The organism is Polaromonas sp., assembly GCF_031411155.1.
Taxonomy (GTDB): domain Bacteria; phylum Pseudomonadota; class Gammaproteobacteria; order Burkholderiales; family Burkholderiaceae_C; genus Polaromonas.
The window spans coordinates 1-11,043 of record NZ_JANOAL010000063.1 but is presented as its reverse complement, the minus strand read 5'-3'; the positions used below and the strand labels follow the sequence as shown (position 1 = coordinate 11,043).

14 protein-coding genes are annotated in these 11,043 nt (G+C 64.4%); 4 read left to right on the top strand and 10 right to left on the bottom strand.

All coding sequences use genetic code 11. The features are described from left to right. Nucleotides 1–165 (top strand): ferritin-like domain-containing protein (locus RMO23_RS03665; RefSeq protein WP_309678746.1); only part of this gene is annotated, 165 nt, incomplete at its 5' end. 110 nt (nucleotides 166–275) lie between these two features. Here the strand turns inward: RMO23_RS03665 and RMO23_RS03660 are convergent. After that, on the bottom strand, nucleotides 276–1,595 hold the full coding sequence (locus tag RMO23_RS03660) for a lipase family protein (RefSeq protein WP_309678744.1): 1,320 nt from the start codon (nucleotides 1,593–1,595) through the stop codon (nucleotides 276–278). A 202-nt stretch (nucleotides 1,596–1,797) separates the two neighbouring features. Between RMO23_RS03660 and RMO23_RS03655 the strand changes: the two genes are divergently transcribed. Continuing rightward, nucleotides 1,798–2,052, top strand: a complete 255-nt coding sequence (locus RMO23_RS03655) for a GlsB/YeaQ/YmgE family stress response membrane protein (protein ID WP_309678743.1) — start codon at nucleotides 1,798–1,800, stop codon at nucleotides 2,050–2,052. 82 nt (nucleotides 2,053–2,134) lie between these two features. On the opposite strand, the gene RMO23_RS03650 is transcribed toward RMO23_RS03655, so the two are convergent. After that, nucleotides 2,135–2,545 carry a VOC family protein gene (locus RMO23_RS03650; RefSeq protein WP_309678742.1) on the bottom strand — a complete coding sequence of 137 codons (411 nt, stop codon included), beginning with the start codon at nucleotides 2,543–2,545 and terminating at the stop codon, nucleotides 2,135–2,137. Nucleotides 2,546–2,599: 54 nt separating this feature from the next. On the opposite strand from RMO23_RS03650, the gene rlmD reads away from it, so the two are divergent. Next, a complete protein-coding gene (rlmD, locus tag RMO23_RS03645; protein WP_309678741.1) occupies nucleotides 2,600–4,078 on the top strand; it encodes a 23S rRNA (uracil(1939)-C(5))-methyltransferase RlmD in 1,479 nt (492 codons plus the stop codon). Nucleotides 4,079–4,118: 40 nt separating this feature from the next. Here the strand turns inward: rlmD and RMO23_RS03640 are convergent, their stop codons facing one another. Next, nucleotides 4,119–4,808: a Bax inhibitor-1/YccA family protein gene (locus RMO23_RS03640; RefSeq protein ID WP_309678740.1), complete on the bottom strand. Its 690-nt coding sequence runs from the start codon at nucleotides 4,806–4,808 to the stop codon at nucleotides 4,119–4,121. Between the two features lie 201 nt (nucleotides 4,809–5,009). On the opposite strand from RMO23_RS03640, the gene RMO23_RS03635 reads away from it, so the two are divergent. Continuing rightward, nucleotides 5,010–5,417 carry a heme-binding protein gene (locus RMO23_RS03635; RefSeq protein WP_309678739.1) on the top strand — a complete coding sequence of 136 codons (408 nt, stop codon included), beginning with the start codon at nucleotides 5,010–5,012 and terminating at the stop codon, nucleotides 5,415–5,417. A 100-nt stretch (nucleotides 5,418–5,517) separates the two neighbouring features. Here RMO23_RS03635 and hemP read toward each other — a convergent pair whose 3' ends face one another. From hemP to RMO23_RS03600, 7 genes are all read right to left on the bottom strand, one after another. After that, nucleotides 5,518–5,715 carry a hemin uptake protein HemP gene (gene hemP, locus RMO23_RS03630; protein ID WP_309678738.1) on the bottom strand — a complete coding sequence of 66 codons (198 nt, stop codon included), beginning with the start codon at nucleotides 5,713–5,715 and terminating at the stop codon, nucleotides 5,518–5,520. A 10-nt stretch (nucleotides 5,716–5,725) separates the two neighbouring features. Then, nucleotides 5,726–6,136: a biopolymer transporter ExbD gene (locus tag RMO23_RS03625; RefSeq protein WP_309678737.1), complete on the bottom strand. Its 411-nt coding sequence runs from the start codon at nucleotides 6,134–6,136 to the stop codon at nucleotides 5,726–5,728. 27 nt (nucleotides 6,137–6,163) lie between these two features. Next, nucleotides 6,164–6,877, bottom strand: coding sequence for a MotA/TolQ/ExbB proton channel family protein (locus RMO23_RS03620; RefSeq protein WP_309678736.1), 714 nt, complete (start codon nucleotides 6,875–6,877; stop codon nucleotides 6,164–6,166). A gap of 31 nt (nucleotides 6,878–6,908) precedes the next feature. Further along, entirely contained in the window at nucleotides 6,909–7,652 is a 744-nt protein-coding gene (locus RMO23_RS03615) for an energy transducer TonB (protein ID WP_309678745.1), read from the bottom strand. A gap of 147 nt (nucleotides 7,653–7,799) precedes the next feature. Further along, nucleotides 7,800–8,057: a (2Fe-2S)-binding protein gene (locus RMO23_RS03610; protein WP_309678735.1), complete on the bottom strand. Its 258-nt coding sequence runs from the start codon at nucleotides 8,055–8,057 to the stop codon at nucleotides 7,800–7,802. Nucleotides 8,058–8,175: 118 nt separating this feature from the next. Further along, nucleotides 8,176–8,883 carry a Fe2+-dependent dioxygenase gene (locus tag RMO23_RS03605; protein WP_309678734.1) on the bottom strand — a complete coding sequence of 236 codons (708 nt, stop codon included), beginning with the start codon at nucleotides 8,881–8,883 and terminating at the stop codon, nucleotides 8,176–8,178. A gap of 18 nt (nucleotides 8,884–8,901) precedes the next feature. Next, nucleotides 8,902–11,043, bottom strand: a 2,142-nt coding sequence (locus RMO23_RS03600) for a TonB-dependent siderophore receptor (protein ID WP_309678733.1), incomplete at its 5' end; no start/stop codon positions are given.

Below are 11,043 nucleotides of genomic sequence, written 5' to 3'. Positions count from 1 at the left end.
CTGGAGCAGGGCGCCGTCAGCGCCTACCTGGGCGCGGTGCCGCTGTTTGGCAACCGCGACCTGTCCAAGGCCGCGGCCAGCATCCTGGGCGACGAGGCCATGCATTGGGCCATCCTGCGCCAGGCGATTGGCGATGTGCCGGTGCCGACGGCGTTTGTGGCCTGAGCCCTGAAGCCCCGGGTGGCCGGAACAGGCAAAAAAAAAGAGCGCCACGAAGGCGCTCTTTTTTTTCGGCGATGGCCGCCCGGGCCGGCTTTGTCGTAGCCGGCAGACGCTTACTTCACCGCGTCAAACAGGCCCCGGGCCTGGGCATGGCAGAACGGCGGCTCGTAGGTGCCGTGGTAGTTGCCGTAGTAGGTGGCAAACGCCGCCGTGGTCGGGTCGGTGGGGGCCACGCCGCCGGGGGCAAATGTGGCTTGCACAAAGGCGTCCACGTCCACCGACTTCACGTTGGTCAGGCCGCGGCTGTCAAAGTCGGCCTTCATGACCACCTGGTGAACCGCCGGGGGCACGGTCGGGTCGCCAGCGCCACCGCACAGCAACACGGCGGCCTTGGGGTTCCAGCCCAGCAGGTCGTTCTTTTTGCCCGCCAGAAACAGCGCGTTGTTGGGGTTGGTCTGGGTGTCGGCCAGAAACGCGGGCTGGAAAATCAGGTCACGCGCCTGATTCGGCGACACGCCGGGCCCGCCAGGCAGCTTGCCGGTGGTGACCAGGGTGGTGGAGTTCAGCGTCGGGTTGGGCAGCAGGCTCTCTATGTAGCTGTCGAAGGGCGCCTTGAAAACCACCGATGGGCTGCTGTAGATGTTGCCGTAAATTTTTTGCCATGCCGTGACCAGGTAGGGCACAAAGAACTGGTAACCGGCAATCGCGTTGGTCAGCTTGAACGAGCCCGACAGGTTGTAGGGCCCGGCCAGGTGGGCGCCGGCCACGACATTGAACTCGCCGGCGAGGTCGCGCTCGATGGCGCGGTGGGCCGCCATGGATGAGTGGCCACCCTGCGAATAGCCGGTCAGCATGACCTTGCCATTGAGCGTTGCGCCTACCGACCCGGAGGCCGCGCGTGCAGCGCGGATCGAGTCGATCACCGAACTCGCTTCCGAATCGGAATGCAGGTAGGGATGGTAGGCGTAGGTGGACTTGGCAAAGCCGAGGTAGTCGGTGGCCACCACGGCGTAGCCCTGGGCCGCGTACATCGCGGTCAGCAGGAAGGTTTCACCATCGGCCGGGTTGGCCATCGTGCGCGGCTTTTGCACGTCCGTGCCCTTGGCATAGGCGACCAGGCCGGCGGCGGCGCTACAGCTGCCTGCCGGCACCAGCATGACGCCCGAAGCGTTGGCCGGTTCGCCGTTGACCCCCACCGTGGTGTAGTTGAGCGCCACCACCTTGACATCGCATTTGGCCTTGCCCGAAATGCCCTGGAGTCCGGTGGCCGCCGTTGAGCTGTCAATCTGGGCGGCGGTGAGCGTGGTCACAACCGTCGCGGCTTCGACCAGTGTGCCGCGAAGCGGGCCGCCATCGTCGCCACCGCCGCCGCCGCAGGCGACGAGTAAAGTGGCGGCGCCGAGCGCGGTCAAAGTGAACCTGATTTGTCTCATCCATGTACTCCTGGGTTATAAAAGAACGACCGTTCGTTTATTTATTGGTCGTCCATGTTACGACGTTTGTTCTGGTTTCTATCGGGGGTAACTACCGAGCGAATCTGGCCTGTCTTGCGCAGAGCGGGGCCGATGGGGAGGCTGAGGCGCGTGGTGTACATTGACTGTTTTTTCTGCGTCCCTTTTTTGGAGCACCCTTGCCATGCTGTCTATCCTTGGAACCATTCTGGTCGGTCTTGTCGTTGGTTTTATCGCGCGCGCCGTCAAGCCCGGCGATGACAAGCTGGGCTGGATCATGACGGCGGTGCTGGGCGTGGCCGGCTCTTTTCTGGCCAACTACGCCGGCAAGGCCATGGGCTGGTACCAGCCCGGTGAGGTGGCCGGCTGGATGGCCTCGGTGGTTGGCGCGGTGGTGCTGCTGTTCATCTATGCGCTGGTCAGAAAGAGCGCTGCCTGAGCATTTTTCCCCATCAAAATGGCCTGTAGACCAGGCGAAATAGGCGTAGCTAGCTATCAAAAACATAGCATATGAAGCCCCATCAGTGCGGCTGCAAAATCTCGTCGTAGCCGCGGCCCTTGAACTCCAGCAGGTCCAGCCCGTGGCCAAACGGGTCGGCCAGCCCGGCAATGCGGCCCCAGGCGCGGTCTGACACCGGCATTTCGAGCACCGCGCCGTGCTGCTGCAGGCGGGCCACGGCGGCTTCGATGTCGTCCACCACAAAGTCCAGGTGCACCGGCGTCCAGTGGCGCTGGTAGTTGCGGCTGGCCTGGCTGCCGGGCAGCGGGCGGCTTTGCGCGGCATTGAGCAGCAGGTCAATCGGGCTGCCGGCGCCCAGTAACTCGACAAAATCGCTCTTGAAGCGGCGCCCCAGCTGCAAGCCCAGCCCCTCCGTGTAAAACGCGATGGCGCGTTCCATGTCGTCAACGTCGATGCAGATTCGCAGTTCCATGGGGCTTCCTTGGGCGGGGTCAGAAAACGCAAGCGTAGCCTGAGACAATTGCACATGACCGAAGCCATCCAGAATAAACCCGGCAACCCCGAACTACAACTTTCGCCCGCCAAGGCCTACCCGCTTGACCTGCTCACGGTGGAGTCGCTTGACATCGAAGCCCAGGGCATCGCCCACCGCGCCGACGGCAAGGTGGTGTTCATCGAGGGCGCGCTGCCTTTCGAGCAGGTGACGGCCAATGTCTTTCGCAAGAAAAGCACGTTTGAAAAAGCCACGCTGACGGCGGTTTACCGCGAGTCGTCGCAGCGGGTGCTGCCGGCCTGCCCGCACTTTGGCATGCACACCGGCGCCTGCGGTGGCTGCAAGATGCAGCATCTGCATGTGGCCGCGCAGGTCGCCGTCAAGCAGCGCGTGCTCGAAGACAACCTGCAGCACATCGGCAAGCTCAAGGCCGACAACCTGATGCGGCCGATCGAAGGCCCGGCCTGGGGCTACCGCTACCGGGCCCGTCTGTCGGTGCGCTATGTGCGCAAGAAGGGCGCGGTGCTGGTAGGTTTTCACGAGCGCAAAAGCGCCTACGTGGCCGACATGAGCGTCTGCCTGGTGCTGCCGCCGCATGTCAGCCGCATGCTGCTGCCGCTGCGCGCGCTGATTGCCGGCATGGACGCCAAAGAAACCATTCCGCAGATCGAGCTGGCCTGCGGCGACGATGTGACCGCCCTGGTGCTGCGCCACATGGAGCCGCTCAGCGACGCCGACCTGGTCCGCCTGCGCGCCTTTGCGGCGGTCAACCCCGGCCTGCAATGGTGGCTGCAACCGGGCGGGCTAGAGACCGTCAAGCTGCTTGACGACGCGGCGGCGGAGCTGAGCTACGGACTGCCCGAGTTTGATGTGCTGATGCCCTTCAAGCCGACCGACTTCACCCAGGTCAACCCGCAGATCAACCAGGTGCTGGTGTCGCGCGCGCTGCGCCTGCTCGATGTGCAGCCGCAGGAGCGGGTGATTGACTGGTTCTGCGGCCTGGGCAATTTCACCTTGCCGCTGGCCACGCGCGCGCACCAGGTGCTGGGCATTGAGGGCAGCGAGGCGCTGGTCGCCCGTTCACGCCAGAATTACGAACGAAACAAGGCGGCGACCCCCGCAAGACGTGCGCTTGCAGCTACCAAATTTATAGCAAGAAACCTGTTTGAAATGACCCCGGCGCTGCTGACCAAAGACGGCGCCGCTGAAAAATGGCTGGTCGATCCACCGCGCGAGGGCGCGTTTGAGCTGTTCAAGTCGCTGGCCGCGCTGCACCGGCAAAGGGTGACCGGCGTGCCCTGCGACGATGGTGCGCATCAGCAAAGCCTGGTGCTGGGCGACTGGACGCCGCCGCAGCGCATTGTCTATGTCAGCTGCAACCCGGCCACGCTGGCGCGCGATGCCGGCGTGCTGGTGGAAAGCGGCGCCTACCGCTGCTCGGCGGCGGGCGTGGTCAACATGTTTCCGCACACCGCGCACGTTGAAAGCATTGCGGTCTTTGAACGGACATGAAAAAAGGGCCCAAAGGCCCTTTTTTTAGCTGAGGCAAGGCTTAATCGCGTTCGCCGCCAAAAATGCCCAACAGGGCCAGCAGCGCCTGGAACACGTTGAACAGATCCAGGTACAGGGCCAGCGTGGCGCTGATGTAGTTGGTCTCGCCGCCGTCCAGGATCTGCTTCAGGTCATACAGCATGTAGGCGCTGAAAATTGCGATCACGGCCACCGACATCGCCATCATGCCGGCGCTGGAGCCGACAAAGACGTTGATGATGCCGCCAATCATGACGACCACGGCGCCGACGAACAGCCATTTGCCCATGCCCGAGATGTCGCGCTTGATCACGCTGGCCAGTGTGGCCATGACCAGGAACACGCCCGCCGTGCCGCCCATGGCGGTCATGATCAGCTGGGTGCCGTTGCTAAAGCCCAGGATCATGCCGATCATGCGCGACAGCATCAGGCCCATGAAGAAGGTAAAGCCCAGCAACACCGGCACGCCGGCGGCCGAGTTCTTGGTTTTTTCGATGGCGAACATGAAGCCGAAGGCACCGCCAAGAAACACCACCAGGCCCAGCCCGCCGGTCAGCGCGGCGGTGATGCCGGTGGCCACACCGACCCAGGCCCCCAGCACCGTCGGCAGCAGGCTCAGGGCCAGCAGCCAGTAGGTGTTGCGCAGCACCTTGTTGCGCTGCGCCAGCGCACCGGCCTGGCCGTAGTCAAGGGTTTGAACGTTGTCAGTCATGAGAATCATCTCCGAAGCGCCTGCAAATGCGGGCAAGACCATTTTAGGGTGCATCCATGCCATTTCAAGGAGGCGAAGGCGCCGCTTACTATTTGTAAGGGTTCTACAAGTCAAATTAGGGGCAATCGGCGCGCTGACGGGCCTGAAATTTGCGTATGCTCTCTACCTTTGCCCCCCCAAACTCCAGAAACCCTGACCGCCATGAAAACAAAAGCCGTGCTTGAACTCGCTGACGTGAAAACCATTGCCGCCGCCGCCGAGGCCGAGGCGCTGAAAAACAACTGGGCCGTGACCATTGCCATCGTCGACGACGGCGGCCATTTGCTGCACCTGCAGCGCCTTGATGGCGCCGCCGCCATTTCCGCCCACATTGCGCCGGCCAAGGCCAACACCGCCGCGCTGGGCCGGCGCGAGAGCAAGGTCTATGAAGACATCATCAACGGCGGCCGCACCTCGTTTTTGTCGGTGCCCACGATTCACGGCATGCTGGAAGGCGGCCTGCCCATCGTGAAAGACGGCCAATGCATTGGCGCGGTCGGCGTCAGCGGCGTCAAGTCCACCGAAGATGCTCAGGTGGCGCGTGCCGGCATCGCCGCGATCGGCTTGTAAGCCGGTTGCTGCACCGCAGCTGCCAACAAAAAGCCGACCTCGGGGTCGGCTTTTTTTCGTTCGGGCAGAAGGCGCTGGCGGACTTGCTGCCTTGCCGCGTTTACTTCGTCAGAATCAGTTTGCCCAGGCGCGTGGCCTGCAGCCGGTAGGTCAGGCCGTTGTGCCTGATTTCCACGGCTTTGTGGCCGCGCAGAATCTCGGCGCTGCTCAGGCTGGCGGCCTGGGCGCCAGCGGCTGGTGCTGAATCCGGGCCGGCGCGCTCGCCCGACGGGTCGGATGGCTTGGAGCTTGGGTCCATGGTCGGCGCTCTAGTTGTTGGGTTCGGTGATGAAGCCGATCTTGCGCAGGCCGGCCTGCTGCGCCGCCGCCATGGCCTGCGCCACGCGTTCGTAGCGCACCGCCTTGTCGCCGCGAATGTGCAAGTCGGGCTGCGGGTTTTGCACCGCGGCGGCCTTCAGCTGGCTTGCCAGGTCCGCGTCGGCCACTTTCGCGTCGTTCAGGAAATAGCTTCCCTCGGCATCGACGCTCAGGCGCAGCGTTTGCGGCTTGATGTTTTGCGCCTCGCTGCTGGCGCGCGGCAGTTCAATGTTGACCGAGTGCTTCATCACCGGCACCGTGATGATGAAGATGATCAACAGCACCAGCATGATGTCCACCATGGGCGTCATGTTGATCTCGTTCATCACCTCGTCGGTGTCGTCCTGGGTTCCAAAGGCCATGTCGTGCTCCGGTGGGTGTTGCCGTGGTCAGGCTTTTTTCATCGGCACCACATTGGCCTGGCCACCGGCGCTGACGCGGGCGCCGGTCACAAAATAGGCGTGCAGGTCATGCGCGAAGCGGCTGAGCTTTTGTGAAATGCCCTTGTTGCCGCGCACCAGCGCGTTGTAGCCGAGCACGGCGGGAATCGCCACCGCCAGGCCCAGCGCCGTCATGATCAGCGACTCGCCAATCGGCCCGGCCACCTTGTCGATGGTGGCCTGGCCGGCCGCGCCTATCGACAGCAGCGCATGGTAAATGCCCCAGACCGTGCCAAACAGGCCGACAAACGGCGCGGTGGAGCCCACCGAAGCCAGAATCGCCAGCCCCGATTGCAGCCGGCCGGTGAATTCGTCAATGGCGTTGCGCAGCGTGCGCGTGACCCAGTCGCTCATGTCCAGCGTATCGTGCAGGTGCACCTTGGTGTTGCGGTGGTGCAGGGTGGCCTCGCGGCCTTCCAGCGCCAGCTGGCGGAACGGGTTGGACGGGTCGGCGCCCAGCTTGCTCAGGGCCGCCGCAAAGTCTTCGCTGTGCCAGAAGTCTTCCGCTGCCTTGGCAATCTTCCGGTACCTGATCAGGTCCAGCGTCTTGATGATGATGACCATCCACGAGGCGAGCGACATGAGCAGCAGCAGCAGCGCCACCGACTTGGTGACGATGTCGCCCTGGCTCCAGACGTTGGCAAGGCCGAATTGGGAATTCATGAATTCAATACTCCACAGGTTTCAAGAATCTTTAATCAAGCACAAAGTTGACGGGCACGTTGAACCACATGGCCTCGGGCACGCCGCCGCGCTTGCCGGGCACGTAGCGCCAGCGCTGCACGGTGCTCAACGCCGCCTGGTCCAGCCGCTCGAAGCCGCTGGATTGGCGAATCTCGACCTTCTGCGCAGTGCCGTCGATGCCAATCAGCACCCGCACCACGACCTTGCCCTGCTCGCCCAGGCGCTTGCTGATGGCCGGGTAAGGCGGTCTTGGGTTTTGCAGGTAGGCGGCATCGCTCGAAGGCAGTTGCAGCCCATCAGGGCCTCCTGAACCGGCGGCGGCCCCGGGGGCAGCGGCCGCAGCCGTTGCCCCCGGGGCGGGCGCTGCGTCCACCGGCGGCGCGATCACGCCGGCCAGCGCGTTGGGCGAGGGCGTGGGGTCGACAATAGCCAGCGGTTGTGGCTGCACTTGTGCCGGCGCTTTGCTTGCCGCTTTTTTCTGCACGGCTGGGGCCGCTGCCGGCGCCCGGGTGGGTGCTGGTGCCGGGCTCGGTGCCGGCTCCATTTTGGGCGCGGGCGGGTCGACAAACTGCACCAGAATTTCGGCGGGCACCAGCAGTTCCGCGGTGCGCATCAAGAGGCCCATTTGCAGGGCCCAGATCAGGCCGACGTGCAGCGCCACCACCGCCAGGGCGATCAGCGTGTTGCGTCCCAGCGGCAGGTGCGGCCGGGGTGCCGGCGCGGGCAGTGGACTACGGAGGGTGGTGGCGTTCATCAGCAAAGTCGGCAAGGGGCGGGCAATGTCAGGGCGCATGGAGCCAAGCGTGCCACAGGTTCAAACCCCTGAACAGAACAGCTTAGCGGCGAAAGACCCACCATGCGCAGCCGGCCACCAGAACCAGACTGACCGGCAGGGTGGCAATCAGCGTGCTGAAGACGTTGGCGAAGAGGATTGGGGTGGTTTCCATGCGCTGCTTTCCAGAGGGTGGTTGGCTAGCTGGATGTTGGCCGTCGGGCAGCTGGCGCTGCACTGGGCCACCACGTCACGGACGCAGCCCTCGCAGCGGCCACACTGGGTGGCCACGCCGAGTTCGAACTGAATCTCGTCAAAGCCCATGCCGGCTCGGGCATGGCGGGCAATTTCACGGTCAGAGATTCGGCGGCAGACGCAAACGATCATGGATGAGCTTGGCTGTTGGGTTGACTGGTTACCAATTTAACCAGTACCTCCATTATAAATGCGAATGTATCTCATTTGCAATGATGCCCTGACAGACCCTGGGGGAATACCTTGAAGCTTAGACATCGGCCCACATCCGCAGCAGGTTGTGGTAGCAGCCGGTCAGCCGCACCACCTCCGCGCTTTCGCCCGCGTCAGTGGTACGGCGCGCCAGGTCCTGCTGGCGCAGCGCGGTGATCGCCATGTCCATCTCATACAGCAGGCGGCGCTGGTCGTCCTGGCGCACCATGCTTTCGATCCAGAAAAATGAGGCCAGGCGCTCGCCGCGCGTGACCGGCGCCACCCGGTGCACCGAGCTGCCGGGGTACAGCACCAGGTCGCCGGCCGCCAGCTTGATGCGCTGCTCGCCATAGCTGTGCTGCAGCACCAGCTCGCCGCCGTCGTAGCTGGCCGGGTCGCTCAGGAACAGCGTGCACGAAATGTCGGTGCGCACATGGCGCGCCGTGGCGGCGTGGGTGCGCACCGCGTTGTCGATATGGTCGCCAAAGTGGTTGCTGCGGCCGCCGTAGCGGTTAAACAGCGGCGGGTACACCGTTTTGGGCAGGGCGCCGGTCACAAACAGCGGGTTGCGCGCCAGCGCCCTTGAGACGATGTGGCGCGCCTGCCGGGCGGCGGGCAAGTCTTCGGGCAGCTGCCGGTTGTTTTTGACGGCGCCCGACTGGCTGCCGGCGGTGATGCGCCCGTCGGCCCAGTCGGCCGCCAGAATCAGCTGGCGCACCTCGGCGAGTTCGTCGGGCGCAAGGGCCTGGTCAATGCGAAGCAGCATGATGGTGGTCTCCGAAGTCTAAAACTTGCTGCTCAGCGTCACGCGCACGCTGCGCGCGTCGCCCGGCGCCGCAAAGCCGCGGTACAGCGTGTTGTAGTAGACCTTGTCAAACAGGTTGTCGATGTTGAGCTTGAGCGTGTTGCCTTCGTTGATCTTGTATTCCAGCAGCGCATCGGCCTTGACGTAGCCCGGCGCGCGGTTCAACGTGGTCACGCTGTTGGCGGGTTTGTTCTGGCTCACGGCGGTGAAGCCGCCGCCAATGCGCCATTTGTCGCCGAGGCGGTAGGTGCTGAACAGCGTGGCCTGGCGGCTCGGGCTCAGGCCCGGGTTTTGGCCGACTTCGGCCTGGCCCGCGGCGTTGGAGCCGGACTGGTCAATGCGCGCGCGCATGAAGCCGATGCCGGCAAACACATCCCATTGCGCGCTAATGCGCCCGGCCACCTCAAACTCCAGCGCGTCGGTATGCCGCCGGCCCGACAGCAGGTAGGCATTGTTGGCGGTGTCGATGTCGGTGTTGCGCTCGTTGTATTTCTCGGTGCGGGCCAGCGCGGTGCGCAGGGACAGGTCGCCGTCATACAGCTCCCACTTGGCGCCGATCTCCAGGTTGCGGCTGCTTTCGGGGGCGGAGTTGGCGCTGCTCGGGTCAAACTGGTACAGGTCACCCGAGGTGTTGAACGAGGTGCCGTACGAGGCGTAGTAGCTGACTTCATCGGTCGGCTGGTACATCAGGCCCAGCCGCTTGCTCAGCAGGCTGTCGGAGCGCGACAGCGGCGTGTTGTTGGGCGCCGCGTTGCCGCTGCGCTGGTAGTCGCCCCTGAAGCTGTCCAGGCGCAGGCCGCCCACCAGCTTCCAGTACGGTGTCAGGTCAATCGTGTCCTGCAGATACAGGCCCAGCGTGGTGGCCCTGAAGTCGGTCGCCACCTGCTGCGTCAGGTCGCCGCTGATGCCGCTGCTGCCGGGATTGCCGACGGTGGTGGCGGGTTTGGCCGCCACCAGCAGCGGGTAGGTGGAGCGGCTGGCGTTTTCCAGCGCGTACTCGGCGCCCAGCAGCAGGCTGTTTTTGCGGCCAAACCACTGGGTGGTGGTGAGGTAGTCGGTTTGCACAAAGGTGTGGTGCTCCTGGCCCGCCTTGGCGTTGCTGCGCCGGTTGACGAGGGTGTTGCCCGTGAGGTTGGCCAGCCTGGTTCCGGCTGCAAAACTCGACTGCGTGGCCCACATGGCACGCGCATAGTAGCCGTCGCGCAGCGAGGTTTTCAGGCTGCTGCCGTCGGCCCAGCGGTGGGTGTGCGACAGCGTCAACACATCGGCCTTGTCGTTCTGGAAGTCGCTGTCCAGGCCGTACCAGTACCTGTGGGTGGGCGAGGGCGCGGGGCGGCCATTGAGCCAGGCAAAACCCCAGTCCGGCTTGTCCTTGTAATGCAGGTGGTAGTAGCTGACTTCAAACTCGTTGGCCGTGCCTATGCCAAGGCGGTAGTCCAGCGCCAGGCCGCGTCTATGGGTGGAGGCGCCGGCGTTGTCGCCGCGCCCGTCGCCGTCGGTGGTCATGGCGTTGATGCGCAGGGCCGCATCGTCATCAAGCTTGAAGTTGAAGTCGCCCTGATAACGCTGGTAGCCCTGGCTGCCAATGGTGGCGTTGAGCTCGTGTTCGGTGATCAGGCGCGCCTGTTTGCTGACCTGGTTCACGATGCCGCCGGTCGAGCCCCGGCCAAACAGCATGGAGGCCGATCCGCGCAGCACCTCGACCCGGTCGCTGTTGAAGACATCGCGGTTGTACTGCGCAATGTCGCGCATGCCGTCCAGGTAAATATCGCCGGCCGCGCTGAAGCCGCGCAGACGGATGTTGTCGCCGACGCGGCCGCCCTCGCCGGCCTCGAAGGTGATGCCGATGACGTTTTCGAGCGCGCTTTTGAAGCTGTCCTTGCCCTGGTCGTGAATCAGCTTGTCGTTCACCACGGTCAGCGACTGCGGAATGTCCTTGGCCAGTACCGGCACCTTGCCGACGCGGGTGATGCCGCTCTGGTAGCTCTGGCTGTCGCGGTCGCGCGTGCCTTTGACGATGACCGGTGCCAGCGACTTGCCGGCCACCGCGCCGTCGCTGGCATCGGGTGCGGTGCCTTGCGCCCAGCTGGCTACCGACGCGGCCAGCATCAGCGCGCCCAG